The sequence below is a fragment of the Terrabacter sp. 05T424 genome, from assembly GCF_056396225.1.
Genome location: NZ_JBFTLB010000006.1, coordinates 25,463 through 52,231, shown reverse-complemented (window position 1 = coordinate 52,231; position 26,769 = coordinate 25,463). Strand labels below are relative to the sequence as shown.

25 protein-coding genes are annotated in these 26,769 nt (G+C 70.9%); 12 read left to right on the top strand and 13 right to left on the bottom strand.

Going from position 1 to position 26,769, the window contains the following annotated elements:
* Positions 1-80 precede the first annotated feature (80 nt).
* Genes pgl through tkt form a run of 6 tightly spaced genes read right to left on the bottom strand, consistent with a single transcriptional unit; the run spans position 81 to position 8,910 of the window.
* A complete protein-coding gene (pgl, locus tag AC1DE0_RS13775) occupies positions 81-824 on the bottom strand; it encodes a 6-phosphogluconolactonase (protein ID WP_478101432.1) in 744 nt (247 codons plus the stop codon).
* Positions 821-2,254, bottom strand: a complete 1,434-nt coding sequence (opcA, locus tag AC1DE0_RS13770) for a glucose-6-phosphate dehydrogenase assembly protein OpcA (RefSeq protein ID WP_478101431.1) — start codon at positions 2,252-2,254, stop codon at positions 821-823. The genes pgl and opcA overlap by 4 nt, the downstream gene beginning before the upstream one ends.
* Positions 2,251-3,792 (bottom strand): glucose-6-phosphate dehydrogenase, encoded by a 1,542-nt coding sequence (gene zwf / locus AC1DE0_RS13765; RefSeq protein ID WP_478101429.1) that lies wholly within the window; start codon positions 3,790-3,792, stop codon positions 2,251-2,253. Before zwf ends, opcA begins: the two co-directional genes overlap by 4 nt.
* Positions 3,789-5,444: a glucose-6-phosphate isomerase gene (locus tag AC1DE0_RS13760; RefSeq protein ID WP_478101428.1), complete on the bottom strand. Its 1,656-nt coding sequence runs from the start codon at positions 5,442-5,444 to the stop codon at positions 3,789-3,791. The genes zwf and AC1DE0_RS13760 overlap by 4 nt, the downstream gene beginning before the upstream one ends.
* On the bottom strand, positions 5,441-6,553 hold the full coding sequence (gene tal / locus AC1DE0_RS13755) for a transaldolase (RefSeq protein ID WP_478101426.1): 1,113 nt from the start codon (positions 6,551-6,553) through the stop codon (positions 5,441-5,443). The genes AC1DE0_RS13760 and tal overlap by 4 nt, the downstream gene beginning before the upstream one ends.
* Positions 6,554-6,555: 2 nt before the next feature.
* The gene (gene tkt / locus AC1DE0_RS13750; RefSeq protein WP_478101424.1) at positions 6,556-8,910 is read right to left on the bottom strand and encodes a transketolase; all 2,355 of its coding nucleotides are present in this window, start codon (positions 8,908-8,910) and stop codon (positions 6,556-6,558) included.
* A gap of 222 nt (positions 8,911-9,132) precedes the next feature.
* Here tkt and AC1DE0_RS13745 point away from each other — a divergent pair, with 222 nt between their 5' ends.
* Positions 9,133-10,107 (top strand): heme o synthase, encoded by a 975-nt coding sequence (locus AC1DE0_RS13745; protein WP_478101422.1) that lies wholly within the window; start codon positions 9,133-9,135, stop codon positions 10,105-10,107.
* A gap of 147 nt (positions 10,108-10,254) precedes the next feature.
* On the opposite strand, the gene AC1DE0_RS13740 is transcribed toward AC1DE0_RS13745, so the two are convergent.
* From AC1DE0_RS13740 to AC1DE0_RS13720, 5 genes are all read right to left on the bottom strand, one after another.
* Entirely contained in the window at positions 10,255-11,268 is a 1,014-nt protein-coding gene (locus AC1DE0_RS13740) for an NUDIX hydrolase (RefSeq protein ID WP_478101420.1), read from the bottom strand.
* A 46-nt stretch (positions 11,269-11,314) separates the two neighbouring features.
* Positions 11,315-12,280, bottom strand: coding sequence for a COX15/CtaA family protein (locus AC1DE0_RS13735; RefSeq protein WP_478101418.1), 966 nt, complete (start codon positions 12,278-12,280; stop codon positions 11,315-11,317).
* A 70-nt stretch (positions 12,281-12,350) separates the two neighbouring features.
* Positions 12,351-12,833, bottom strand: a complete 483-nt coding sequence (locus AC1DE0_RS13730) for a DUF2231 domain-containing protein (RefSeq protein ID WP_478101416.1) — start codon at positions 12,831-12,833, stop codon at positions 12,351-12,353.
* A gap of 74 nt (positions 12,834-12,907) precedes the next feature.
* On the bottom strand, positions 12,908-13,678 hold the full coding sequence (locus AC1DE0_RS13725; RefSeq protein WP_478101414.1) for an ABC transporter permease: 771 nt from the start codon (positions 13,676-13,678) through the stop codon (positions 12,908-12,910).
* Positions 13,675-14,385, bottom strand: coding sequence for an ABC transporter ATP-binding protein (locus AC1DE0_RS13720; protein ID WP_478101412.1), 711 nt, complete (start codon positions 14,383-14,385; stop codon positions 13,675-13,677). Before AC1DE0_RS13720 ends, AC1DE0_RS13725 begins: the two co-directional genes overlap by 4 nt.
* A 68-nt stretch (positions 14,386-14,453) precedes the next feature.
* Here AC1DE0_RS13720 and AC1DE0_RS13715 point away from each other — a divergent pair, with 68 nt between their 5' ends.
* From AC1DE0_RS13715 to AC1DE0_RS13670, 10 genes are read left to right on the top strand one after another with little or no spacing between them, the layout of a single operon-like run.
* A complete protein-coding gene (locus AC1DE0_RS13715) occupies positions 14,454-15,119 on the top strand; it encodes a phosphatidylserine decarboxylase (RefSeq protein WP_478101410.1) in 666 nt (221 codons plus the stop codon).
* The gene (locus tag AC1DE0_RS13710; RefSeq protein WP_478101408.1) at positions 15,116-16,132 is read left to right on the top strand and encodes a CDP-alcohol phosphatidyltransferase family protein; all 1,017 of its coding nucleotides are present in this window, start codon (positions 15,116-15,118) and stop codon (positions 16,130-16,132) included. Before AC1DE0_RS13715 ends, AC1DE0_RS13710 begins: the two co-directional genes overlap by 4 nt.
* 46 nt (positions 16,133-16,178) lie before the next feature.
* On the top strand, positions 16,179-17,024 hold the full coding sequence (locus AC1DE0_RS13705; RefSeq protein WP_478101406.1) for a helix-turn-helix transcriptional regulator: 846 nt from the start codon (positions 16,179-16,181) through the stop codon (positions 17,022-17,024).
* On the top strand, positions 17,021-18,442 hold the full coding sequence (gene sufB, locus AC1DE0_RS13700) for a Fe-S cluster assembly protein SufB (protein ID WP_478101404.1): 1,422 nt from the start codon (positions 17,021-17,023) through the stop codon (positions 18,440-18,442). The genes AC1DE0_RS13705 and sufB overlap by 4 nt, the downstream gene beginning before the upstream one ends.
* 8 nt (positions 18,443-18,450) lie before the next feature.
* Positions 18,451-19,725, top strand: a complete 1,275-nt coding sequence (gene sufD, locus AC1DE0_RS13695; RefSeq protein WP_478101752.1) for a Fe-S cluster assembly protein SufD — start codon at positions 18,451-18,453, stop codon at positions 19,723-19,725.
* Between the two features lie 4 nt (positions 19,726-19,729).
* Positions 19,730-20,515, top strand: coding sequence for a Fe-S cluster assembly ATPase SufC (gene sufC, locus AC1DE0_RS13690; protein ID WP_478101402.1), 786 nt, complete (start codon positions 19,730-19,732; stop codon positions 20,513-20,515).
* 5 nt (positions 20,516-20,520) lie between these two features.
* On the top strand, positions 20,521-21,897 hold the full coding sequence (locus AC1DE0_RS13685; protein WP_478101399.1) for a SufS family cysteine desulfurase: 1,377 nt from the start codon (positions 20,521-20,523) through the stop codon (positions 21,895-21,897).
* Positions 21,897-22,388, top strand: coding sequence for a Fe-S cluster assembly sulfur transfer protein SufU (gene sufU, locus AC1DE0_RS13680; RefSeq protein WP_478101395.1), 492 nt, complete (start codon positions 21,897-21,899; stop codon positions 22,386-22,388). Before AC1DE0_RS13685 ends, sufU begins: the two co-directional genes overlap by 1 nt.
* The gene (locus AC1DE0_RS13675; protein ID WP_478101393.1) at positions 22,385-22,720 is read left to right on the top strand and encodes a metal-sulfur cluster assembly factor; all 336 of its coding nucleotides are present in this window, start codon (positions 22,385-22,387) and stop codon (positions 22,718-22,720) included. Before sufU ends, AC1DE0_RS13675 begins: the two co-directional genes overlap by 4 nt.
* Before the next feature lie 19 nt (positions 22,721-22,739).
* Positions 22,740-23,366 (top strand): acVLRF1 family peptidyl-tRNA hydrolase, encoded by a 627-nt coding sequence (locus tag AC1DE0_RS13670; RefSeq protein ID WP_478101391.1) that lies wholly within the window; start codon positions 22,740-22,742, stop codon positions 23,364-23,366.
* A 55-nt stretch (positions 23,367-23,421) separates the two neighbouring features.
* Here the strand turns inward: AC1DE0_RS13670 and ypfJ are convergent, their stop codons facing one another.
* Positions 23,422-24,390 carry a KPN_02809 family neutral zinc metallopeptidase gene (gene ypfJ / locus AC1DE0_RS13665; protein ID WP_478101389.1) on the bottom strand — a complete coding sequence of 323 codons (969 nt, stop codon included), beginning with the start codon at positions 24,388-24,390 and terminating at the stop codon, positions 23,422-23,424.
* Positions 24,387-25,478, bottom strand: a complete 1,092-nt coding sequence (locus AC1DE0_RS13660) for a helix-turn-helix transcriptional regulator (RefSeq protein WP_478101387.1) — start codon at positions 25,476-25,478, stop codon at positions 24,387-24,389. Before AC1DE0_RS13660 ends, ypfJ begins: the two co-directional genes overlap by 4 nt.
* A 222-nt stretch (positions 25,479-25,700) precedes the next feature.
* Between AC1DE0_RS13660 and AC1DE0_RS13655 the strand changes: the two genes are divergently transcribed.
* On the top strand, positions 25,701-26,672 hold the full coding sequence (locus tag AC1DE0_RS13655; protein WP_478101385.1) for a hypothetical protein: 972 nt from the start codon (positions 25,701-25,703) through the stop codon (positions 26,670-26,672).
* Positions 26,673-26,769: the final 97 nt, after the last annotated feature.

The following is a 26,769-nucleotide window of genomic DNA, read 5'->3' as shown; positions in this document are numbered from 1 at the left end:
GTGTCGGGTGCCCGCACCGAAGTGCCCACTCGATCGTGAAGACGGTCGAGTGGGCACTTTGCTGGGTTGGTCGGGTGCGGTCAGTCGGGTTTGCCGAGACCGGAGGCAGCGTCGGCGTCGACGAGCCAGAGGGTGGCGTCGGTGCCTCGCACCCCGGCGGCCGGCACGTCCCAGCGATCGGCGCCGGGTGCCAGCGCTGCGGCGACCGCCTCGGCCTTGTCTGCCCCCGCGACGAGGAACCAGACCTCGTGGCTCCGGTCGAAGCACTCGAAGGTGAGGCTGACCCGGTCGGGCGGTGGTTTGGGGGAGTCGTGCACCGCGACGGCGATCGCGTCCTCGATGCGCTGGGCCGGGTGGTGCGGGAAGAGCGACGCGACGTGGCCGTCGGGCCCGACGCCGAAGAGCACGACGTCCCAGGCCTTCTGGCCGTGCTCGCGGATGGTCTGGGCGTATGCCGTCGCGCTGGCCTCGGCGTCGGCGGACGCCTCGGGCCCGGCGACCCGGTGCACCTTGGCAGGGTCGAGCCCCAACGCCGACAGCCCGGCCTCGTCGTTCTGGGTGTCGTTGCGGTCGGGGTCGCCTGCCGGCAGGTACCGCTCGTCGCCCCACCACACGCGTACGCGGGTCCAGTCGACCGCAGACCGGCCCGGGACCGTGGCTATCGCAGCGATGATCGCCGAGCCCATCGACCCGCCGGTCAGGGCGAGCTGCGCCTCGGGCTTGCGCGTCTGGGCGTCGATGATCGCGGTGACGAGCCGGGCGGCCGCCGCGTCGGCGAGCGACTGCTTGTCGGGGTGGACGACGACCCGCGGCTCCGCGCTCACGAGCTCGCCTTCGTCGTGGCCGACTTGGCCGCGGCGGTCTTGGCCGTGGCTGCCTTGGCCGTGGCTGCCTTGGTCGCGGGCGTCGTGCGTGCGGTGGTCTTACGCGCGGTGGTCTTACGCGCGGTCGTCTTGCGCGTCGTGGTCTTGCGCGCGGAGGACGAGCTCGTGGCCGCCGCCTTCGTGGCGGTCGTCGACGCGGCACTCGACTTCCGGGCAGCGGCCTTGCGCGTGCCCGCCGTCTTCGCGGCCCCGCCGGAAGCGGCGCCGGCCTCGACCGCCTTCTTGCGGTCCTTGGCGGCCTGCTTCTCGCGCGGCGTGCGCTTGCCGGCGAGCTTGCGCACGGTGGCGGCCCGCACGTCGGCGGTCTCGGCGTGCGAGGGCGGCGCGGAGGCCGTGATCATCGCGCTGGCCTCCTGGGCCGACTCGTCGCGGCTCAGGCGTGCGGCGAGACGGCGCGACTCGGCCGGGTCGGGGGCCTTGCCGGCCTTGGCGGCCGCGGCTGCCGTGAGCCGCACCGGCTGGAGGGCGCCCAAACCGTGCAGGAGCGCGTCCTCGTACGCATCGTCGGGGTCGAGGCGACGCAGCTCGTCGGCCAGGCACTCCGGCAGCTCGCGCCGCGGAAGGCTGATCCGACGGTCGGGCTGGCCCGACTGCGACAGGGTCGCGACCGAGTCGCCGGGGCGCACGAGGTCGATGGGTCCGCTCTTGCGCTCGAGGCGCACGGCGGCGATCCCTGACCCGCGAGGCGTCGACACGCGGTGCACGGGCACCCTGAGCCGCCGCGAGAGCCACGCCGCGAGCAGGTCGGACGACGGGGAGTCTGGCGCGCCGCTCACGACGGCGCCCGTGATCGGTTCGTATGGCGGCTGGTCGAGGGCCGCTGCGAGCAGGCCACGCCAGCGGGTGATGCGCGTCCAGGCGAGGTCGGTGTCGCCGGGCGCGTAGGTCGCCGCGCGCTTCTTGAGCATGAGCCGGGGGTTGCGGTGCTCGGCCACGTCGGTGATGCGACGTTGAGCCATGGCGCCGATCGGGTCCTTGGCGACGTCGGCGGGGGCCTCGCCGGGCCACCAAGCGACGATGGGGGAGTCGGGCAGCAGCAGCGGCACGACGACGCTCGGGCCGTGGTTGGCCAGGGCGCCGTAGAGCCGCAGCACGACGATCTCGCTCGCACCCGCGTCGCCGCCGAGGCGGATCTGGGCATCGAGGCGGTTCTTGCCGCGGCGGTCGCCGGCGATGACCACGATGATGCGGCAGGGGTGCTGTCGGCTCGCCTGGTTGGCGACCTCGATGGCGTTCTGGGCATCGGTGTCCTCGACGACGACGACGAGTGTCAGCACCCGCCCGAGTGCCAGAGCGCCCACCTCGTTGCGCAGGCGCACCAAGGTCTTGCTGATCCCTGTGGTGCTGGTGTCGGTCAGGTCGCGGATCACGGCATCCTCCACGTGCGTCTGTCGCGTTCGAGCATCCGGTCGGCCGACGGCGGTCCCCACGTGCCGGCGGGGTACTGCTCCGGCTTGCCGCCCTTGGCCCAGTGGCGCATCAGAGGGTCGAGGATGCGCCAGGACGACTCGACCTCCTCGTGCCGTGGGAAGAGCGGCGGGTCGCCGAGGAGCACGTCGAGGATGAGGCGTTCGTACGCCTCGGGCGAGGCCTCCGTGAACGACGAGCCGTATCCGAAGTCCATAGTCACGTCGCGCACCTCCATCTGCGCACCCGGCACCTTGGAGCCGAAGCGCAGCGTGACGCCCTCGTCTGGCTGCACCCGGATGACGATGGCGTTCTGGCCGAGCTCCTCCGTGGCGGTGTGCTCGAAGGGCAGGTGCGGCGCCCGCTTGAAGACAACGGCGATCTCGGTGACCCGCTTGCCCAGGCGCTTGCCGGTGCGCAGGTAGAACGGCACGCCTGCCCAGCGTCGGGTGTCGACCTCGAGCGTCACCGCGGCGAAGGTCTCGGTCACCGACTTCGGGTCGACGCCGTCCTCCTGGAGGTAGCCGACGACCTCCTCGGCGCCCTGCCAGCCACCGGCGTACTGCCCGCGCGCAGCGCCCTTGTCGAGGTCCGCTGGAAGGCGAACGGCCGAGAGCACCTTCTCCTTCTCGGCCCGAAGGTCCTTGGCGTCGAAGGAGACCGGCTCCTCCATGGCCGTGAGCGCGAGCAGCTGGATCAGGTGGTTCTGGATGACGTCACGAGCGGCGCCGATGCCGTCGTAGTAGCCCGCTCGTCCCGCGATGCCGATGTCCTCGGCCATCGTGATCTGCACGTGGTCGACGTAGTTGGCGTTCCACACCGGCTCGAAGAGCTGGTTGGCGAAGCGGAGCGCCAGCAGGTTCTGGACCGTCTCCTTGCCGAGGTAGTGGTCGATGCGGAAGACGGAGTCGGGGGTGAAGACGCCCTCGACGATCTCGTTGAGCTCCTGGGCGCTCTTGAGGTCGTGGCCGAACGGCTTCTCGATGATGACGCGCCGCCAGCTGTCGCCCTCGGCCCTCGTCAGTCCGCAGCGCTCGAGCTGCTCGCAGACCGTCGCGAAGAAGCCCGGCGGGATGGAGAGGTAGAAGGCGTGGTTGCCGCCGGTGCCGCGGTCGCGGTCGAGCTCCTCGACCGTCTTGGCGAGCAGGTCGAACGCGGCGGGGTCGTCGAAGGTGCCTGGCACGAAACGGAATCCCTCGGACAGGTTGCGCCACACGTCCTCGCTGAAGGGCGTGCGCGCGTGCTGCTTCACCGCGTCGTGGACGACCCGCCCGAAGTCCTGCGTGGCCCAGTCGCGCCGGGCGAAGCCGACGAGAGAGAAGCCCGGCGGCAGGAGCCCGCGGTTGGCGAGGTCGTAGATCGCCGGCATCAGCTTCTTGCGGGCGAGGTCGCCGGTGACTCCGAACAGCACGAGACCACAGGGGCCCGCGATGCGCGGGATGCGCTTGTCCTCGGCCGTGCGAAGCGGGTTCTGTCCGTGGGCGATCCGCGCTGGACTCATCCACGACCTCCTTCTGGGGACGAGTCCGAGAGGGCCTCGCGCAGCTGCGCCAGCCCTGCGTCGTGGTCGGTGAGGTGCAGCTGGAGCACGGGTCGGCCGTGGTCGGCGAGCACCGCCGCGTCTCCGCCGGCCTGGGAGGCGATGAAGTCGCCGAAGGTGAACTCCCGACCGGGGATCGGGAGGTCCTGCTTCGGCGCTGCCGTGACCTGCAGGTAGACGCCGACCGCCGGGCCACCCTTGTGGAACTGACCGGTGGAGTGCAGGAAGCGCGGGCCCCAGCCGAACGTCACCGGTCGCTCCGTGCGACGCGCCAGCGGAACCCGGCACTCCGCCAGGTCGGCGTCGGCGAGCCGGTCGAGGTAGGCCATGACGGCGACGTAGCCCCGGGCCGGGTCGAGCTGCCCGATGAGGGCGTCGAGCGCCGCCGCGACCGTCTGGGCGTCGCCCAGCCACGAGCCGTCGCCGCCGAGCGCGCGGATCTCGATCGCTCCGTCGGTCGCGGCCGGTGCCTCCGCGGAGCCGGTGCCCTGGTCGAGCAGCTCGCGTGCGGCCTTCTTGGCACTCTCGACGTCGGGCTGGTCGAACGGGTTGATGCCGAGCAGACGCCCCGCGACGGCCGTCGCCACCTCCCAGAGGAGCAGCTGGGCGCCGAGGGCGCCGCCCACGCGTACCTCGGAGTCGGCGTCGCCCGAGGGCGTGTCGTCGTCGGTGTCGGACGCGACGAGCCGAGCCACGGTGATGTCGGCGGCCGGCCACGCGACCTCGGGGTCGGCGTCTCCGGCGGCGACGACCGGCAGCACGCCGGTGCCGTTCTTGCCGGTGGACTCGGCGATGAGCTGCTCTGCCCAGTCGGCGAACCCGACGATGCCGGAGCCGTCGTCGACGAGCACGAGCTTGTCGCGCAACGGCTCGGTGCCACCCATGGCGGCGCCGAGGCGAAGGCCGGGGTTGGCGTCGTCGTCGGCCGCGAGCAGGTCGGCGACCGACTCCGCCTCGTCGAGGAGGGCCTCGACGTCGACGCCGGCCAGCCCACTGGGCACGAGGCCGAACGCCGTGAGGGCCGAGTAGCGCCCACCGACGTTCGGGTCGGCGTTGACGACGCGGTAGCCCTTCTCTCGCGACGCCTTGTCGAGCGGGCTGCCCGGGTCGGTGACGATGACGATGCGCGACGCGGGGTCGATGCCTGCGTCGGTGAACGCCTGCTCGTACGCGCGTCGCTGCGAGTCCGTCTCGACCGTGGACCCCGACTTGCTCGACACGACGACGACGGTGCGCTCGAGATCGTCACCCAGCGCGCGGCGTACGTAGTCGGGGTCGGACGAGTCGAGGATGACGATCGGCTTGCCCGCGGTGGCGCAGATGACCTCGGGGGCCAGGGACGACCCACCCATGCCGCAGAGCACGACGTGGTCGAGGCCCTGCTCGGCGAACGAGTCGCGCAGGGCGGCGATCTCGCCGACGAGCGGACGCGACGAGCGGGGGAGCCCGACCCAGGAGAGGCGGATCCGCGACTCGGACTCGGCGTCGGGCCCCCACAGGGTCGCGTCCTGGGCGAAGAGCTTGCTCGCGACGGAGTCCTCGACGAGGGCCGGCACGTGCTGCCCGATCGCGTCCGCCGCTGCACCTGACGCGGTGACGGACAGTGAGCTCATGCGCTCACCTTCTCCATCTCCGCCGTCACGCCCTCGAGCAGCTCGCCCCATGCCTTCTCGAACTTGTCGACGCCCTCGACCTCGAGCAGGTCGACGACCTCGTTGTAGGAGACGCCGACGCCCTCGAGGTCGTCGAGCACCTTGCTCGCCTCGGCGTAGCCGCCGGTGATCGTGTCGCCGGTGACCTTCCCGTGGTCGGCCGTGGCCTCGAGCGTCTTCTCCGGCATCGTGTTGACGACGCCCGGCGCGACGAGCTCGGTGACGTAGAGGGTGTCGGGGTAGGCGGGGTCCTTGACGCCGGTGGAGGCCCACAGCGGACGCTGCGGGTTGGCGCCCGCATCGGCCAGCGACGTCCAGCGCGGCGTCGAGAACACCTCCTCGTAGGCCTGGTAGGCCAGGCGCGCATTGGCGACGCCGGCCTTGCCCTTGAGCGCGACGGCCTCGTCGGTGCCTATGGCATCGAGACGCTTGTCGATCTCGGTGTCGACGCGGGAGACGAAGAACGAGGCGACCGAGTGGATCTTCGACAGGTCGTGGCCGTTCGTCTGTGCCTTCTCGAGCCCCTCGAGGTAGGCGTTCATGACGGCCCGGTAGCGCTCGAGCGAGAAGATCAGGGTCACGTTGACGCTGATGCCCTCGGCGATGGTGGCCGTGATGGCCGGAAGGCCAACCTTGGTGGCAGGGATCTTGATGAGGACGTTCGGGCGGTCCACGGCGGCATACATCTGCTTGGCCTGCTCGACCGTCTTTTCGGTGTCGTGCGCGAGGCGCGGGTCGACCTCGATGGACGCGCGACCGTCGACGCCCTTGCTCGACTCGTAAATCGGCAGGAAGAGGTCGCAGGCCTCGCGCACGTCGGCGGTGGTCAGCTCGAAGACGACGTGCTCGACGTCGTTGCCGTCCTTGGTGAGCTTCGCCAGGTCGTCGTTGTAGCGGTCGCCCTTGGACATGGCCGCCTGGAAGATCGACGGGTTCGACGTGAGGCCGACGACGTTGCGCTCCTCGATGAGGTCGGAGATCTTGCCGGTCTCGAGGAGGTCGCGCGAGAGGTCGTCGAGCCAGATCGAGACTCCGGCGTCGGAGAGGGCCTTGGTGTTCGGGTTGGTCATGTTCACTTCCCCTTGCTGGTGGCGGAGGCGGCAGCTTTCTTCGCTGCCGGGGTGCCGAGCTCGGCACCCATGACATCGGTGGCGGCGCTCTGGGCGGCGCGGGCCGGGTTGGTCTCGGTGACGCCGGGGGCCTTCGTCGCGGCGGCCTTCGCGGCCTTGACGGAGTCCTTGGCCGCCTTGACGACGGCCTCGGCGGTGATGCCGAACTTGCGGTAGAGCGTCTGGAAGTCGGCAGAGGCACCGAAGTGCTCGATGCTCACCACGCGGCCGGCGTCGCCGACGATGTCGTGCCAGCCCATCGAGACACCCGCCTCGACGCTGACGCGGGCACGCACCGACGGCGGCAGCACCTTGTCCTGGTAGGAGCGCGACTGCTTCTCGAACCACTCGCGGCACGGCATCGACACGACACGCGTCGAGACCTTCGACTTCTCGAGCGTCTCGGCGGCCTGGACGGCCAGCTGCACCTCGGAGCCGGTGGCGACGAGGACGACGTCGGGGTCGCCTGCGCGGGACTCCTCGACGAGCACGTAGGCGCCCTTGGCGACACCGCTCACCTTGCCGTAGGTCGAGCGGTCCCAGGTGGGCACGGGCTGACGCGTCAGGCACAGCGCGGCCGGACCGTCGGTGCGGGTGAGGATCTGGGCCCACGCGGCAGCGGTCTCGTTGGCGTCCGCGGGGCGCACGACGTCGAGGCCGGGGATGGCGCGCAGGGCGGCGAGGTGCTCGATCGGCTGGTGCGTCGGGCCGTCCTCGCCGAGACCGATCGAGTCGTGGGTCCACACGTAGGTGACCGGCGCCTGCTGGATCGAGGCGAGACGTACGGCGGGGCGCATGTAGTCGGAGAAGACGAGGAACGTGCCGCCGTAGGGGCGGGTCAGGCCCTCGAGCGCGATCCCGTTGAGGATCATGCCCATCCCGTTCTCGCGGATGCCGAAGTGCAGGGTGCGGCCGTAGGGTCCGCCCTTCCACTCGCGGGTCTGCTTGCCGCTGGGGATGAACGACGGCTCACCCTCCATCGTCGTGTTGTTCGACTCGGCGAGGTCGGCCGAGCCGCCCCACAGCTCGGGCATGACGTCGGCCAGCGCGCTGAGCACCTTGCCTGACGCGGCGCGGGTGGCGATGCCCTTTGCGTCGGCCGGGAAGGTCGGCAGGGCCTTCGCGAGGCCGGCCGGCGCCTTGCCGGAGACGACGCGGTCGAGCAGGGCGGCACGGTCGGGGTTGGCCTTGCGCCACGCCTTGTACGCCTTGTCCCACTCGCGGTGGGCGGCCTTGCCGCGCTTGACGACGTCGCGGGCGTGCTTGAGCACGGCGGGCTCGACGGCGAAGGACTTCTTCGGGTCGAAGCCGAGCAGCTCCTTGGTGGCGCCGATCTCGGCGTCGCCCAGGGCAGAGCCGTGCGACTTGCCGGTGTTCTGCTTCGTCGGGGCGGGCCACGCGATGATCGTGTGGAGCACGACGAGCGTCGGCTTGTTGCTGACCTTCTCGCCGCTCTTGATGGCAGCCAGGAGGGCGTCGACGTCCTCGACGTACGTGGACCCGTCGGCGTCCTTGCGCCAGTCGACCTCGACGACGTGCCAGCCGTAGGCCTCGAAGCGAGCGCCGACGTCCTCGCTGAAGGCGATGTCGGTGTCGTCCTCGATGGAGATCTGGTTGGCGTCGTAGACGACCGTCAGGTTGCCGAGCTCCTGGTGGCCGGCCAGGGCGCACGCCTCGTGCGAGACACCCTCCTGCATGTCGCCGTCGGAGGCGATGACGTAGATGTTGTGGTCGAAGGGGCTGGTGCCTGCCTTCGCGTCGGGGTCGAAGAGCCCGCGCTGGCGACGCTGTGCCATGGCCATGCCCACGGCCGACGCGAGACCCGAGCCCAGCGGGCCAGTGGTGATCTCGACACCCGCCGTGTGGTGGACCTCGGGGTGGCCCGGCGTCAGCGAGCCCCACGTGCGCAGCGACTTGAGGTCGTCGAGCGAGAGGCCGTAGCCGGAGAGGTAGAGCTGGACGTACTGCGTGAGGCTCGAGTGCCCGCACGAGAGCACGAAGCGGTCACGGCCGAGCCAGCTCGGGTCGGACGGGTCGTGGGTCATGACGTTCTGGTAGAGCAGGTACGCGAGCGGCGCGAGCGACATGGCCGTGCCGGGGTGGCCGTTGCCGACCTTCTGCACGGCGTCCGCTGCCAGCAGACGGGTCGTGTCGACGGCTCGGACGTCGAGGTCAGTCCACCCGGCCTTCTTCGCGACGGGCAGCGGCAGACCCGGGTCACGCTGTGCCAGCACGCCCTTCGCCTTCGTCGCCCGCGTGCTGCCGGATCGGGTGGGCTTCTTCGCCTTGGTGGCGGTGCTGGACGCAGCGGTTGGCACGGAACGGGTCTCCTTCGGAAAACGTGGATCGCGTACGGCCACGAGCCTAGTCCGTGCGTTGTGAGCGACGACACCTCGCCCGAGGGGCGGTACCGGCGCGCTGCCGGACGCTGGACGGCTGTGCGTCGGATGGGGACCGGCGCGTGTCGACCGGCTCCGGCGACGGTCTAGACTTGCGACGCAATGCTCACGTACCCAACGGGTCGGAGCGACGTACCAGCGGTGAGGATCTCAGTGACAACGGTGGACCCCCGCGCCGACCTGTCGGCGCTGCACGGTCCGGACGGCAGTGGGCTGAAGTTCCGCCTGGGACAGTACGTCTCGCTGATGAAGCCGCGGATCATCGAGCTGCTCCTCATCACGACCATCCCCGTGATGTTCCTTGCCGAGCAGGGCGTGCCCGACCTCTGGCTGGTGATCGCCACCGTCGTGGGCGGCACGCTCTCGGCGGGCGCGGCCAACACGCTCAACTGCTACATCGACCGCGACATCGACGCGGTGATGCACCGCACCAGCCGGCGGCCGCTGGTGACCGGCACGATCAGCCCGCGGGGTGCCCTCGTCTTCGGCGCGGCCCTCACCGTGGCTTCGACGCTGTGGCTCGGGCTGCTCGTCAACTGGCTCAGCGCCTGGCTCGCGCTCGGGGCGCTGCTGTTCTACGTGTTCGGCTACACGCTGCTGCTCAAGCGGCGCACGGCCCAGAACATCGTCTGGGGCGGCGCGGCCGGTTGCATGCCGGTGCTCATCGGCTGGTCGGCGGTGACCGACTCGATCAGCTGGTCGGCCTTCATCCTCTTCATGGTGATCTTCTTCTGGACGCCGCCGCACTACTGGCCGCTGTCCATGCGCTACAAGGACGACTACACCGCCGCGCACGTGCCGATGCTGCCCGTCGTCGAGCGCTTCGTCGTCGTGGCCAAGCAGGTCGTGGCCTACTCGTGGGCCATGGTCCTGACGTCGCTCGCCCTCATCCCCGTCCAGCGGGTCGGCTGGGTGTACGCCGTCGCAGCCGTCGTCTCGGGCGTGCTGTTCCTGGGCGAGGCGCACCGCCTGCTGTCGCGGGCACGCGCCGGTGCCGCCGAGGACGTCCTCAAGCCGATGCGTCTCTTCCACTTCTCCATCACGTACCTGACGATCCTGTTCGTCGGCGTGGCCCTTGACCCCGTCTGGCACCTGCCGCTCCCGTTCTTCTCCTGAGCCCCGGCCCGTCAGCAATCGAGAGAACACTCCGTCACATGACGGAGTGTTCTCTGGATCAAAGGGGTGGGCCGTCCTTCCCGATCGAGGGAACAGGTCGTCACGCATCTGTGGTGACGGAGTGTTCTGTCGATCGGGGAAGGGGGCTCAGCTGACGGGGGAGCCGCCCTCGAGGTAGAGGGTGCCCCCGGTGTGGCCGTCGAGCACACTGAGCAGGCGCTCGTTGTAGGGCGCCACACGTCCGGCCCAGTCGCCCCGGGACGTCCAGTGCACGGCTCGGATCTCGCGCGCCTGCAGGTGCGCCCGCTCGACGACGGACGCGTCGACCGTGCCGAGGTCGAAGACGAACACGGTCGCGTCGGTCCACCCATGCAGGGCGGGGAGCCAGTTGACGGCCAGGAGCGGCCCGGCGCGCACCACGAGGTCGAGCTCCTCGCGGATCTCGCGCACGACGCAGGCAGCCGGCGACTCGTGCCGGTCGACGACGCCGCCGGGCAGGTCCCACTCGCGCTTGTAGACGAGCTCGCAGAGGAGCAGCTCGCCGGCGGGTGAGCGCAGCATCCCCTGGGCGATGGCGCGCTTGGTCGGCAGGGTCGAGTCGAGCATCGCGGTGAAGCCGTCGCGGGTGTCGGGGTGCGCGTCGTCACGGCGGCGGCCCAGCACGACGGTGTCCTGGCGTATGCCGCCGAGTGTCGCGTTGCCGCGCAGCAGCCCTTCGCGTCGCAGCCCGGCTCGCAGGGCGGTGCGCAGGGAGGCTCGGTTCTCGGGGTTGACGTGGGCCTCGACCCGTTCGAGGTCGAGCGCCTCGAACGCCCACTCCACGAGCATGCGGACCGCTCGCCAGGCGAGCCCTCGCCCGCGGAACGGCGCGTAGACGGCCCACGAGAGCACGCCGACGCCGGGGTCGCCGACGCGCACGTCGACCGATCCGGCCGGTCGCCCACGCCACTCGACGAGGAAGGTGGCCTTGCGTCGTTCGGTCCACTCGACGCCGGTCTGCGCGATCCAGTCAAGGTGCTGCTGCTCGGGCGGCACGACGTCGGGGAAGTCGAACCAGCGCGCGATCTCGGCGTCGTGGAGCGTCCGGGTGGCGTCGCTGTCGTCGGGAGCCCACGGCCGGAGGACGAGGTCGCCGTCGCGCAGGGTGGGCTGGTCGGTCACGACGCCAGCCTAGGCAGCAGCGGTGCCGGGTGGGCGCTCGGCAGGCTCAGACGGGGTGGCGTCGAGTGGCGAGCACCCCGAAGGTCAGGGTGACGACGAGGAGGCTGGCGCCGAGCATGTGCACCAGCACGAGGAGCTCGGGCAGCTTCGTGAAGTACTGGACATAGCCGATGAGGCCCTGGGCGAGCGTGACGACCAGAACCATGTCCCACGCCCGCTTCGCCTCGTCGGTGGTCGCGGTGATGCGCACCGCGACGAGGGTGGCGATGACGAGGCCGCAGAAGAGCATGACCGCGTCGGCGTGCATCCACGACACGAACCGCGGGTCGAAGCCGGTGCGTGCGGGTTTGTCGGCGTCGCCCGAGTGCGGACCCGAGCCAGTGACGATCGTGCCGAGCAGGAGCACGACCGCCCCGACGGCGCTCGTTCCGAGCGCGAGTCGCCGCGCCAGGGGGTGGACGACGAGCTCGCCCGGACCGGACACGTCGTCGCGGGCGCCGCGCACGAGCGCCGTCGACAAAGCGATCAGCACCATCGACAGCAGGAAGTGCGCCATCACGGTCCACGGGTTGAGCCCGGTCAGCACCGTGATTCCACCGAGCACGGCCTGCGCCGGGATGCCGGCGAGTACGCCGATCGCGACGGCATGGAGACGCCTGCGCTGCGGCCAGGTCCTCAGCACGACGAAGAGGGACACGAGGGCGAGGACGCCGACCACGCTGGTCAGCGTGCGGTTCCCGAACTCGACGAGGTCGTGGTAGGCGCTCTCGGGAGTGCGCACGGGCGTGAACGAGCCGGGTTGGCACTCTGGCCAGGTCGTGCAGCCCAGACCGCTTCCGGTCAGCCGGACGATGCCGCCGGTGACGACGATGCCGACCTCACCGACGAGGTTGGCGAGCAGGAGCGGGCGGACCCAGCGGGCTGGCGCGGCCGGGAGGCGGCCAGCGGCACGGGCGAGACGGCCCGCGCCCGGCGCCGCGTCTGCGCCCGTCAAAGTGGGGGTGGAGGACACCCCGCAAGGGTATGCCGCCGGGTCGGGAGCGCCGAATCCGACGCCCCCCGGGGCCGAGGAGCTGCGGCGGTCAGGCCAGCCCGGTCCACACGACGGTCGACCCGGCGTGGCCGGCGACGACCACGGTCACGAGCGCGGCAACGGCCGAGAGGACGACGAGCGTGCCGATGAGCATGTCGAGCGCATGCCCTCGGGGCGCTTCCTCCTCCGGCGGCCTGACGAACCAGACGGCCACGAGTGTGAGCACCATGAAGACGAGGCAGAAGAGGCGGGCCCGGCTGCCCCATTCGGTGTGGGTGTTCAGCAGGTCGAAGTTCGTCGTGCTCGCCCGGGCCTGCGAGATCCTGCGCTGGAGTGCCTCGCCGCTCTCGGCGGCGACGAACGCGGACCCACCGGCGATGACGGCCAGGGCTGCGGTGGGCCAGCGCAGCAGCCGACGCCAGGCCGGTCGAACGACGTACGCGATGGCAGTCAGGGCAGCCAGCGGAGCGAGGATCACGACGACATGGATCACGAGGGCGTGCACGGGAAGACCGAGGATGATGTCGAACACGTCGCCTCCAGGCTCGTCGGGTCGTCGGGTCGTCGGACGGTGGGCCCGCCCGCGCTGCGGTCAGTCTGTCTGGTTCAGTCGTCGAAGCGGAACAGACGCGCCGCCAGGGCCGTCGACACCACTCCCCACGCGAGGACGACCACCAGGGCGAGAAGGTTCAGGTCGCCGTCCACCAGCGCAGACCTCAGGCCGTCGGCGAGCCCGGCCGAGGGGAGGAACGCGACGGCCTGCCCGACGCCGCCCGGCAGCTCGGTGCGCGGCACGATGACGCCGCCCACACCGAGGAGCAGCACCCAGACGAGGTTTGCGATCGCCAGCACTGCCTCGGCCCGCAGGGTGCCTGCGAGGAGCAGGGCCAGCGCCACGAAGGCCCACGTGCCCGCGACGACGAAGAGGACGGCATACGCGATCCCGGCGGCAGCCGGCTGCCAACCCAGCACGAGACCGAGGACGGCGATCACCGCGATCTGCACCACCTCTACGGCGAGCGTGGCGAGCACCTTGCCGGCGACGAGGCCGCCGCGGCCGAGGGGCGTGACGCCCAGATAGCGGAGAACGGCGTAGCGCCGGTCGAAGCCGGTGGAGATGGCCTGGGCGGTGAACGCTGCCGAGACGACGCAGAGGGCGATGACCCCGGCGGTGGCGACGTCGACGCGTCGGCCCGGCCCGAGGGACGGGGAGGAGGTGAGGCTGAGCCCGACCAGTGCGAGGGAGGGGAGCACGAGCGAGACGAGGAGCTGCTCCCCGTTGCGCAGCAGGCTGCCGAGCTCGAAGCCCGCCTGGGCCAGCACCCTCCGCCGGGGGGCAGCCGCACGGGCGGGGGTCGTGGTGGCGTCGGTGGTCACGCGGCTCCCTTACGGGTCAGGCTGAAGTAGACGTCCTCGAGCGGGCGCCCGCTGGTCACGGACTCGGGCGTGCCCTGCGCGACGGTGCGGCCGGCGTTCATGATGACGAGGTGGTCGGCGAGCCGCGCGGCCTCCTCGAACGAGTGCGTGGTGACGACGACCGTGGTTCCGCCGTCGCGCTGCTCGGCGACGAGGTCCCACACGTCGAGCCGCCCGTGCGGGTCGAGGCCTGCCGCGGGCTCGTCGAGGAAGAGCACCTCGGGTCGTCCGAGGAGCGCCGCCGCAAGGGCCAGCCGCTGCTTCTGGCCGCCGGACAGCCGGCGCACCGTCGTGGACGCGAAGTCGGTGACCCCGAGCCGCTGAGCGACCTCGTCGACGTCGACCGGGTCGGCATAGAGCCGGGCGAGGTGGTGCAGCAGGCGAAGGGGCTTCGTGCCGTTGGGCAGGCCGCCGGACTGGAGCATGACGCCGACGCGGGCCCGGTGGTCGGCGCCGGCCAGCCACGGGTCGGTGCCGAGCACGCGGACCGTGCCCTGGTCGGGGCGGCCGAGTCCGACCGCGCACTCGATGGCTGTGGTCTTGCCGGCGCCGTTGGGCCCGAGCACGGCCGTGATGCGTCCGGCGGGGGCGCTCCAGGTCAAGCCGTCGAGCGCCGTGACCCGACCGAACGCGCGGTGCAGGCCGGACAGTGTCACCGCGTCGGTCATGGCCCATGAGTCTAGGCTCGGTGCCGACGCCCCCCGACCCCGCCTCGCCCCTGACGGAGACCCCACCCGTGAAGATCGACCCAGCCGCCAGACCCTTCACCCTGATGGCTGCCATGCCGACCGTGATCGCCGCGCTGGCCCGGCGGCCCCGCACGACCGCTGCTCTCGGCCTGCTCACCGCGGGGGTGACGCTCTTCTTCCGCGACCCCGACCGCACCCCTGACCGTGCGCCCGTGGCCGACCCTGACGTCATCCTGGCCCCTGCCGACGGGATCGTGATGCACGTCGGTGAGCCGCAGCCGGGCATCGCCCCGCCCGGGCAGTGGCAGCAGGTCAGCATCTTCCTGTCGCTGCTCGACGTGCACATGAACCGATCGCCCTACGGCGGCCGCGTCATCGACGTCACCCACACTCCCGGCCGCTTCCTGGCGGCCTACCGCGCCGAGAGCGCGACGAAGAACGAGCGCAGCGAGATCATCGTCGAGCGCGTCGTCGCCGGCCGGCCGCGCCGCATCATCTACCGCCAGCTCGTCGGGCAGCTCGCCCGGCGCATCGTCACCCGCATCCAGCCGGGCGACGACATCGCGACGGGTGAGCGGATGGGCCTGATGAAGTTCGGTTCGCGCATGGACGTCTTCGTGCCGCCGGAGGTGCAGCTCGAGGTCACCAAGGGCAAGCGCGCCATCGGCGGCGAGACGGTGCTTGGGCGCTTCCCGGCCGCGGACCTGTCGTGAACGGCGATCCCGCGGGCGACGCGGCGCTCTCGGACGGCGGCGAACGCCCTCGCCGGCGAGACCGGGTGACCCGGCGCATCCGTCTGGTCTCCGCCACCGGGGCGCGGGTCATCCCGCTCGACCGGCTCAACCCCCGCGTCCGGGCCCGAGCGACCCTGCCCAGCCTGTTCACGCTCGGCAACATGCTCTGCGGCTTCTCGGCGGTACTGCTGTCGTTCCAGGGGCACTTCCGCGCGGCGGCCGTGCTCATCGGTATCTCCATCGTGCTCGACATCTGCGACGGTGCCGTGGCCCGCGCCGTCGGGGCCATCACGCCTTTCGGGCTGCAGTTCGACTCGCTCGCCGACCTCATCTCGTTCGGCATCGCCCCGGCCGTGCTCGTGTACACGTGGGCCCTGCCGGCGCACCCGGTGTGGGCGTGGGCGGGCGCGATGTTCTGGCTCGCGTGCGCGGCCTTCCGCCTCGCGCGGTTCAACGTCACCATCGACCCGCTCGCCGACAAGCGCTACTTCGTCGGCCTCGCCAGCCCCGGCGCCGCGGGCGTCGTCATCGCCACCGTGATGGCGATCGGCGAGCCGCTCTACGACTGGGCGCCCCTGCTACCCATCGCGGCGGGCGTCGTGCCGGCGGCGCTGATGGCCTCGTCGTTCCGTTTCCGCTCGTTCCGTGACCTGCTGTCGCCGAGGCACCTGCGCATCTCCGTGCCGCTGGCGGTCCTCATCGTCGTGGGGCTCGTCTTCGTCCCTGGCATCACCGGCATGGTCATCGCCTACGGCTACGTCCTCACCTGCCCGCTCGGCTGGCTCACGGCGCCCTTGCGCCGTCGGTGGTTCGGCCCGGAGGCCGTGGCCCCGCCACGCACCAGGCTCCCGTCGGTGATCATGCCGCCCGAGCTCGACGACGAGGACGACGACTGCGACGACGGTGACGACGACGAGATCGACCTCGACCACGACGAGGACAGCGACGAGAACGGCGACGAGAACGGCGACAACGGGCGTCCACGCGGTTAGGCGCACCTAACTGGAGTGTCGCCGGCAATTACGTCACAATGGTGTTGTGTTTTTCGGAGAGCACGCATCGCGTGAGACGAAGGACGGTGACGACGGTCAGCACGTCTCGCCGCTCGAGTCCCGCACGCGCTCCCGAGTGCTGCACATGGTCTCCGCCGACGGGCCGATCACGGCCGCCGAGCTCGGCCGACACCTCGACCTGACCCCCGCAGCCGTACGCCGCCACCTCGACGCGCTCGTCGAGCAGGGAGCCGTCGTTCCGCACGAGCCCACCGGTGGCCGCCGCGGTCGCGGGCGCCCGGCACGCGCGTACGTCGTCTCCGAGATCGGCCACGGCTCGCTCGAGGCGGACTACGACTCGCTCGCCGTCGAGGTGCTGCGATACCTCGAGGGCACCGCGGGGGCATCCGCCGTCACCGACTTCGCGCGCACGCGCGTGGCAGCCCTCGAGCAGCGGTATGCCGCCCGGTTGGCCCAGGCGGGTGACGACCCGACCGCACGCACGAGCGCCCTCGTCGAGGCGCTGAGCGAGGACGGCTTCGCCGCCACCGCGCGCCCCGTCGGCGCGGGCAGCCTGACCGGGGTGCAGCTGTGCCAGGGCCACTGCCCCGTCCAGCACGTCGCCACCGAGTTCCCCGCCTTCTGCGAGGCCGAGACCGACGCGTTCTCCCGACTGCTCGGCGTGCACGTCCAGCGCCTCGCCACCCTCGCCGGCGGCCACCACGTCTGCACCACCTTCGTCCCGACCGGTGGAATGACCGCACGACCCCGGAAGACCGAGGCGACCGGCGGTGTTGACGCCGACACGAGCGCCGAACGCCTCACGGGCACCAGCACGAGCACCACCCCACGAACCGACACGCTCACGCACGTCAAGGAAGGTTCCTCATGACCACCCACATCGAAGAGCTCAACCCGGGTCTGAAGGGCATCGGCACCTACGAGTACGGCTGGGCTGACAGCGACACCGCCGGCGCGACCGCTCGCCGTGGACTCAACGAGGACGTCGTCCGCGACATCTCCGCCCGCAAGAGCGAGCCCGAGTGGATGACGAAGCTGCGCCTCAAGAGCCTCTCGCTCTTCGGCAAGAAGCCGATGCCGTCATGGGGCTCCGACCTCACGGGCATCGACTTCCAGAACATCAAGTACTTCGTGCGGTCCACCGAGAAGCAGGCCGCCACGTGGGACGACCTCCCCGAGGACATCAAGAACACCTACGACCGCCTGGGCATCCCCGAGGCCGAGAAGCAGCGCCTCGTCTCCGGTGTCGCCGCGCAGTACGAGTCGGAGGTCGTCTACCACCAGATCCGCGAGGACCTCGAGGCCCAGGGCGTCATCTTCCTCGACACCGACACGGCCCTCAAGGAGCACGAGGACATCTTCCGCGAGCACTTCGCGACGGTGATCCCCGCCGGTGACAACAAGTTCGCCGCGCTCAACACTGCCGTGTGGTCGGGCGGCTCGTTCATCTACGTGCCCAAGGGTGTCCACGTCGACATCCCGCTCCAGGCCTACTTCCGCATCAACACCGAGAACATGGGCCAGTTCGAGCGCACCCTGATCATCGCCGACGAGGGCTCCTACGTGCACTACGTCGAGGGCTGCACGGCGCCGATCTACAAGTCGGACTCGCTGCACTCGGCCGTCGTCGAGATCATCGTCAAGAAGAACGCGCGCGTGCGCTACACGACGATCCAGAACTGGTCCAACAACGTCTACAACCTCGTCACGAAGCGCGCGACCTGTGAGGCCGGCGCGACGATGGAGTGGGTCGACGGCAACATCGGCTCCAAGGTGACGATGAAGTACCCAGCGGTCTTCCTCATGGGCGAGCACGCCAAGGGCGAGACGCTCTCCATCGCCTTCGCCGGCGAGGGTCAGCACCAGGACACCGGCTCCAAGATGGTCCACGCGGCGCCCAACACGAAGAGCTCGATCATCAGCAAGTCGGTCGCCCGTGGCGGCGGCCGTGCGAGCTACCGCGGCCTCGTGCAGGTGCTCGAGGGCGCGTCGCACTCGGCCTCCACGGTCCGCTGCGACGCGCTGCTCGTCGACACGATCAGCCGGTCCGACACCTACCCCTACGTCGACATCCGCGAGGACGACGTCTCGATGGGCCACGAGGCCACCGTCTCGAAGGTGTCCGAGGACCAGCTGTTCTACCTCATGTCCCGCGGCATGGCCGAGGACGAGGCCATGGCGATGATCGTGCGCGGCTTCATCGAGCCGATCGCACGGGAGCTGCCGATGGAGTACGCCCTCGAGCTGAACCGCCTCATCGAGCTGCAGATGGAAGGAGCCGTCGGCTGATGAGCCTTCTGGCTGACACGACCACCGACACCCCCGAGACCCAGCAGAGCGAGACCACGGTGCCCGACGCCGCCCCGACCGCCACCATCCCCGGCGCCACCGCGCACACCGACTCGGCCGCGGCCTTCGTGCCCGTGCAGTCGCGCGCCGAGCGCACGGCGTCCTTCGACATCGCTGACTTCCCGCTGCCCTCGGGCCGCGAGGAGGACTGGCGCTTCACCCCGGTGAAGAAGCTCCGCGACCTGCTGTCCGAGGGGGTCGCCGGGCGTCTCGACGTCTCGACGCAGCTGCCCGAGGGCGTCACGACGTCGACCATCTCGGCAGTCGACGCCAAGGGCCTCGGCATCCTGCCCCCGCAGGACCGCGCTGCCGTCGTCGCGGCGGCTGCCGACGGCGCCCTGCTGCTCGACATCCCCGCCGAGGCAGAGCTGGACGAGCCGGTCCGGATCTCGCTCGTGGGTCAGGGTGGCGAGCCCGTCCACGGTCACCTCGTCGTGCGCGCCGGCCGTTTCTCCAAGGCGACGGTCGTGGTCGAGCACACCGGCTCGGGCCGCTACTCGCAGCTCGTCTCGGTCGTGACCGGCGACGGCTCCGACCTCACCGTCGTGTCCGTGCAGCGCTGGGCCGACGACGCCCAGCACCTCGCGCAGCACGACGCGCTCGTGGGCCGTGACTCCCGTTACAAGCACGTCTCGGTGACGCTCGGCGGCGAGGTCGTGCGGGTGAACTCGAACGTCCGCTACGCCGGCCCCGGCGGCGACGCGACCCTGCTCGGCGTGTACTTCGCCGACTCGGGCCAGCACCTCGAGCACCGCTCGTACATCGACCACAACGCGGCCCACTGCAAGAGCCGCGCCACCTACAAGGGCGCGCTGCAGGGCGACACGGCCCGCACCGTGTGGGTCGGCGACGTGCTCATCCGGGCCGAGGCCGAGGGCACCGACACCTACGAGCTCAACCGCAACCTGATCCTCACCGACGGGGCACGTGCCGACTCGGTGCCGAACCTCGAGATCGAGACCGGCGAGATCGAGGGCGCCGGGCACGCTTCTGCCACAGGCCGATTCGACGACCTGCAGCTGTTCTACCTCCAGTCGCGCGGCATCAGCGAGGACGAGGCCAAGCGCCTCGTCGTGCGCGGCTTCTTCGCCGACATCATCCGCGAGATCCCGCTCGCCGACCTGCGTGACGAGGTCACGGCGGCTATCGAGGAAGAGCTCGCGTCCACCGCATACGCGGCTCCCACGCAGCACACCCCCAGCACCACGAACAAGGAGAACTGACCCAATGAGCACGCTCGAGATCAAGGGACTGACGGTGTCGGTCGACACCGAGGACGGCCCCAAGGAGATCCTGCGCGGGGTCGACCTCACCGTGAAGTCCGGGGAGACCCACGCGATCATGGGGCCCAACGGCTCCGGCAAGTCGACGCTGGCCTACAGCATCGCCGGCCACCCCAAGTACACGGTGACCGGCGGCACCGTGACGCTCGACGGCGAGGACGTCCTCGCGATGAGCGTCGACCAGCGCGCCCGCGCCGGACTGTTCCTCGCGATGCAGTACCCCGTCGAGGTCCCCGGCGTCACGGTCAGCAACTTCCTCCGCACGGCCAAGACGGCCATCGACGGCGAGGCGCCGAAGCTGCGCACGTGGGTCAAGGACGTCAAGGAGGCCATGGGCAACCTGCGCATGGACCCCGTGTTCGCCGAGCGCAACGTCAACGAGGGCTTCTCCGGTGGAGAGAAGAAGCGCCACGAGATCCTCCAGATGGAGCTGTTGAAGCCGAAGGTGGCCGTCCTCGACGAGACCGACTCCGGCCTCGACGTCGACGCGCTCAAGATCGTCTCCGAGGGCGTCAACCGCGCCAAGGACTCGAGCGACCTCGGCGTGCTGCTCATCACGCACTACACGCGCATCCTGCGCTACATCAAGCCCGACTTCGTGCATGTCTTCGTCGACGGCAAGATCGTCGAGGAGGGTGGCCCCGAGCTGGCCGACCGCCTCGAGGACGAGGGCTACGACCGCTACCTCGCTGCGGCGCCGACCGTGCCCGCCGTGGGTGTGGAGGCCTGAGCCGCATGACGCACGTCCTGCCGTTCACGGACGGGGAGCTCGCCGCGATCCGCGGTGAGTTCCCCATCCTGGCGCGCACGGTGCGCGACGGCAGGCCGCTCGTCTACCTCGACGCCGGGGCGACGTCGCACAAGCCGACGCCGGTCCTCGACGCCGAGCGCGCCTTCTACGAGCAGCACAACGCGGCGGTCCACCGCGGCGCGCACCAGCTCGCCGAGGAGGCCACCGACGACTTCGAGGCGGCCCGCGCGACCATCGCGTCGTTCATCGGGGCGCCGGCCGACGAGGTCGTCTTCACGAAGAACGCGACCGAGGCGCTCAACCTCGTCGCGTACGCCTTCTCCAACGCCGCGCCCACCGACGAGCCCAAGGACGAGCGGTTCGTGCTCGGTCCCGGCGACGAGGTGCTCGTCACCGAGATGGAGCACCACGCCAACCTCGTGCCGTGGCAGGAGCTGTGCCGCCGCACCGGCGCCACCCTGCGCTGGGTGCCCGTCGCGGCCGACGGCACGCTCGAGCTGTCGGGGCTCGACGACCTGCTCACCGAGCGCACCAAGGTCTTCGCGTTCACGCACGTGTCCAACGTGCTGGGCACGGTCAACCCCGTCACCGAGCTCGCACAGCGGGCCCACACCGTGGGGGCGCTCGTCGTCGTCGACGCGTGCCAGTCGGTGCCGCACCTCGCGGTCGACGTGGCGACGCTCGGTGCCGACTTCATCGCCTTCAGCGGCCACAAGATGTACGGCCCCATGGGTGTCGGTGTGCTGTGGGGTCGAGGCGAGCTGCTCGACGTCATGCCCCCGTTCCTGACGGGCGGCTCGATGATCGAGCTCGTCACGATGGAGCGGTCGACCTACGCTCCGGCACCGCAGAAGTTCGAGGCGGGAGTGCCCAACGCAGCCCAGGCCGTGGGACTCGCCGCCGCCGTGCGGTGGGTCGAGGCCCAAGGCATCGACCGCATCCACGCCCACGAAGCCGCGCTCGTCGATCTGCTCCAGCGCGGTCTCGCGGAGCGTCCGTGGGTGCGAGTCGTCGGTCCGGCAGTCGGCACCCCGCGCGGAGGCGCTGTCGCCTTCGTCGTCGACGGCGTGCACGCCCACGACGTCGGGCAGGTGCTCGACGACGCGGGCGTGGCCGTACGCGTCGGGCACCACTGCGCGTGGCCGCTCCACCGGGCGCTCGGTGCCGCGGCGACCACCCGGGCGTCGTTCTCCGTGCACAGCACGGTCGGCGACGTCGAGGCCCTGCTCGCGGCCCTCGACCGGGTGCCCGAGATCTTCGGCATCGACGTGAGCGTCACCGACCCCGACGCCGACCTGGACGCCCGCCACGACGCGCGCGCCCTGCGCGGTGAGCACGAGAGCGCGAAGGCGGCCAGCTGATGGACCTCTACCAGGAGCTGATCCTCGAGCACTCCAAGCGTCCGCACCGAGCCGGGCTCCGCGAGCCCTTCGACGCCGAGGTGCACCACATCAACCCGACGTGCGGCGACGAGGTCACCCTTCGCGTCGACGTCACCGGCTCCGGGCCCGACGCCGTCGTCACCGACATCTCGTATGCCGCTCAGGGCTGCTCGATCTCCGTCGCCAGCACCTCGGTGCTGGCCGAGGAGGTCATCGGCCACCCGGTGTCCGAGGCGCTCGAGACGTTCGAGGCGATGCGTGCGATGTTGACCTCCAAGGGCAAGGTCGCCGGCGACGAGACCGTCATCGGCGACGGCGTGGCCTTCGCCGGCGTCTCGAAGTACCCCGCACGCGTGAAGTGCGCGCTGCTCGGCTGGACCGCTTTCACCGACGCCCTGGCTCGCGCCGGCGTCGACATCTCGACGACCACCAATACGAGTTCCGCCTCCCCACAAGGAGTTTCGTCATGACCCAGACGGTTCCCGCGTCCACCCCGCCCAACGTCGCCGACGTCGAGGAGGCGATGCGCGACGTCGTCGACCCCGAGCTGGGCATCAACGTCGTCGACCTGGGCCTCGTCTACGGCATCACCGTCGACGCCCAGTCGCACGCCGTCCTCGACATGACTCTCACGTCGGCGGCCTGCCCGCTCACCGACGTCATCGAGGACCAGACCGCGCAGGCCCTTGAGGGGCTCGTCACGACGCACCGCATCAACTGGGTGTGGATGCCGCCGTGGGGCCCTGACAAGATCACCGAGGACGGCCGCGAGCAGCTGCGCGCGCTCGGCTTCAACCTCTGACCGCGCCCGCCTCAGGCTCGTGACGACGCGCGTCATCGAGGTCGGCCCCGAGAGGTTCGACCGGTGGATGGCCGGCTTCGCCGAACGACACGGCCCCTACGACGCCGCCGAGGAGCCCGCTCCCGGCGGCGTCGTCGTGTCTGCCTGCGCCGCCGACGGATCCACCGTCGTGGCAACGCCCTTCACGTTCGACCCGCTGGGTCTGGTGCTGGTCAGACGCGGCGGGTATGCCGTGGGGCTGGCTTCGGGCGGCGTCCTGACCGCTTCGAAGGTCGGCACCCGGCACGTCCAGTCGCGCACGGCCGCCGGCGGCTGGTCCCAGCAACGTTTCGCGCGGCGTCGCGGCAAGCAGGCCGACGAGCTGGTCGATGCCGTCGTGGGTCACGCGCGCAGGGTGCTGCTCGGCGACGACGAGTCACCGCCCGTGGGGGCTGACGGCATACCTCGTGCTCTCGTCGTCGGGGGAGACCGCGCCCTCGTGCGCGAGGTCGTCGGTGACCCTGCGTTGCGCGCCCTGGCCGGGCTGCCGGTGCGCGAGCTCTACGACCTGCCCGACCCGAAGCGAGACGTGCTGGAGGCGGCGTTGCGCCGCGGTCGCGCCGTCAGGGTCGAGCTCACCGAGACCACCCACCTGACCGCTCCTTGACCATCGAGAAAGCAATCCGGCCGGACGGATCGCTTTCTCGATGGGGAGCTGGGGGTCAGCTGACGGTGTCGACGCCGAAGGTGTTGCACTGGTTGATGTCGCCGGTCTGCCAGCCCTGGGTGAACCACTTCATCCGGGCCTCTGCCGAGCCGTGGGTCCAGTTCTCGGGGGTGACGCGGCCCTGCATCTTCTCCTGGATGCGGTCGTCGCCCACGGCGGACGCCGCCGACAGCGCCGACTTGATGTCGTCCTCGGTGATGGCCTTGAGCAGCGGGGTGCCGGAGGCGTCGGCCGTCTCAGTCGCGTGCTTGACCCACGTGCCGGCGAGGCAGTCGGCCATGAGCTCGATGCGGACGGCGCCGGAGTTGGGGCCCTGGGGGTCTTGCTGGGCGCGGTCCAGGATGCCGAGGAGGTTCTGGACGTGGTGGCCGTACTCGTGGGCGAGGACGTACTCCTTGGCGAGCTGGCCGCCGTCGGCGCCGAACTTGCTCTGCAGCTCCTGGAAGAAGCTCGCGTCGACGTAGACCTTGGAGTCGAGCGGGCAGTAGAAGGGGCCGACCTGGGAGTTGGCCGTGCCGCAGCCGGACGGCGTCTGGCCCTGGTAGATCACGGTCTTCACGGGCTCGTAGTTCATCTGGTACTTCGGCAGCGTCTTCTGCCAGTAGTCCTGCACGCTGTTGACGGTGCCGATGATGAGGCACACGTCGTTCTTGTTGGCATCGGCCCCGGTCTTGCACTGCGAGAACTGGCCTTGGTTGACCTGGCCGGCCGCGGCGACCTGGCTGGTGTCGAGCCGCTGTGACGGAAGGCCGCCGGCCGAGCCGCCGGAGTCGCCGCCGCCGAGGATCTTGCCGCCGCCGAAGATGAGCATGAGCACGAGCAGGATCAGCCCGCCGATGCCGCCGCCGACCTGGATGCCTCCCGGGAAGCCGCCGCCGCCACCATCCCCGCCACCACCGAATCCGCCGCTCGAGCCCGCCTCGACCTGCGAGGTGTCGAGCTGGGCGTTGTCGTTGAAGCTCATGTCACCGCTCCTCGGGATCGGGACCGGGTGCTCCCCGGTCCGGTCGAGATCACCCTAGTGCGCGGCGCCTCGGATTCGTCCTGTCCTGCACCGGGGTCGTACCCGCTCGGCGCCTGCGGAACGCGGGGTGCGGGGCGCGCGGCACGTGCCGACCGCGACAGCCGGGCCCCGAGTGCGGCGGTGGCGTCGACGAGGGCCGGGGAGCCCTGCACCTCGAACTCGAGGGGGGTCACCGCGAGCTGTCGGGCGTACCACTCGGGGTTGTCGGTCGTGGCCCGGAGCAGCACCCCGCCCTCGGCGGCCTCGAGGCGCCCGAGGCTGCGGGGCACCCACCGCGCGGTGTCGTCGAAGGACTCCCGGAAGAGCACCTCGACCGGATGGCGCCACCCCTGCGAGAGGTGTTCCTCGAGGGCGCGCAGGGCGTCGAGGTCCGGCGGCGGCGCGAACGTCTGGGAGGTCGTGAACACCGACACGATGCGGTCGACGCGCAGGGCGCGAACGGCCTGCCGGGTGTGGGAGAAACCGAGGAGGTACCACCGGCTGTGGCGCAGCACGACCGCCCACGGGTCGACCTCCATCGGCCGCTCGGTCTCGGGTCCGAGCCGGTAGGTCAGGTGGACGCGGCGGGCCTTCGTGCAGGCCTCGACGAGCTGGCTCGTGACCGCGACGTCGACGCGACGGCTCTCCTCCGGCGCCGGTCCGGTCTCACGGCGGACCGCCCGGAGTGGCTCGGCCACGGGCTGGGGGAGCACCCGCAGGATCTTCGACAGCGCAGCGCCCACGAGCTCGGTCGGGTCGGCGGCGTCGCGGTGGCCCTCGAGGACCGCCATGACGAGGCCCAGGGCCTCGGCTGCCGAGAACATGAGCGGCGGCAGGCGCAGGCCGCGGCCGACGCGGTAGCCGCCGCTCGGCCCGGTCGCCGAGTCGATGGGCAGGTCGGCCTCGCGGAGGATGGCGACGTAGCGGCGGGCCGCACGTTCGGTCACGCCGAGCAGCTCGCCGAGCCGCTGTGCGCTGATGCCGGGGGAGTCCTGGATCGCCTCGAGGGCGAGCAGGGCCCGGGCGGTGGGGCTGGTGTCGTGCCGCATGTGCTTCCCCGTTCCGGACGCGGTTCGTCCGGAACGACGCTAGCGCGTCCGTCGCGTCCGGTGGCCAGGACGCAGCCGACGCAGTTTCGGCGGCGGCCGTCCTCCCCGGGGCGGCGCACGACCAGGCGCGGGCGCTTGCGCAATCCTTGCGAAAACGCTGCGCAGAAATAGCAAGATCCGGACAATTCGGAGAGTCGTCGTCCTAGTCTCCGGAGTCATCACATGTTTGCCACGCCTCGCGCCCGCCGCCCCCGCCACGTCCTTGCCCGCGTCGCTGGCTCGCTGCTCGTCGCCATCGGCGTGGCCGCGGTCGCCCTGGCAGTCGCCCCGGGCGCGGCTGCGGCGTCGAAGGCGCGCACGACGACCACGACGACCACGACTGCGAGCACCACGGTGACGACCTCGGCCACCTCCGACACCCGCGCGATGTGGGTCTGGGACACCAGCACCCCCACGGCAACGGTCGACCTGGCCGTGAGTGCCGGCATCGACCAGCTCTTCGTCGCGGTCCCGCCGAACCTGACGACGTCGAGCCAGCTGCCGGCCATCCGCACCCTGGCCGAACGCGCCAAAGCGGCGGGAATCCGGGTGGACGCCCTCGGCGGCGACCCCGGGTGGGTCGACAACCCGACGTGGGTCGTCACCTACTGGCTCAAGCCGGCCAAGAGCAGCGGTCTGTTCACCGGCATCCACGTCGACATCGAGCCCTACTCCACTCTCGCCTGGACCTCTGACCAGCCGACGGTCGTGTCGAAGTACCTGGCGCTTCTCGACAAGCTGAAGACGAATGCCGGAACCTACCCCATCGAGGCCGATATCCCCTTCTGGTTCAACACGATTCCCGCCTCGGCAAACGGGGGAGCCGCGTCGAGCCTCGACCGCGAGATCATGAAGCGCACGGCCGGGGTCACGGTGATGGCCTACCGCAACACCGCGTCCGGCCCCGACGGGACGCTCGGCATCTCCGCTGCCGCACTGACGGCCGGCGCCGCCCTGGGCAAGCCCGTGCGGCTCGGTCAGGAGACGACCTACCTCGGCAACACCCCCGTAGACGCGAAGCAGACCTTCTACGGCTGGACCCGCACGAACATGGAGACGCAGCTCGCGCAGGTGAACGCCGGCGCCGCGGCATACGCCTCCTACGCCGGCCTCGCGATCCACAGCGCCAGCGGGTATGCCGCCATGACCCCCTGATCCGACGGCTGGCGCACACGACTTTGTCGAAGCCTGCCCATTCCCGTTCGACGTCCCGGTGAGTCAGGGTGTTGTCGGTCGACAGGACCGAGCCCGA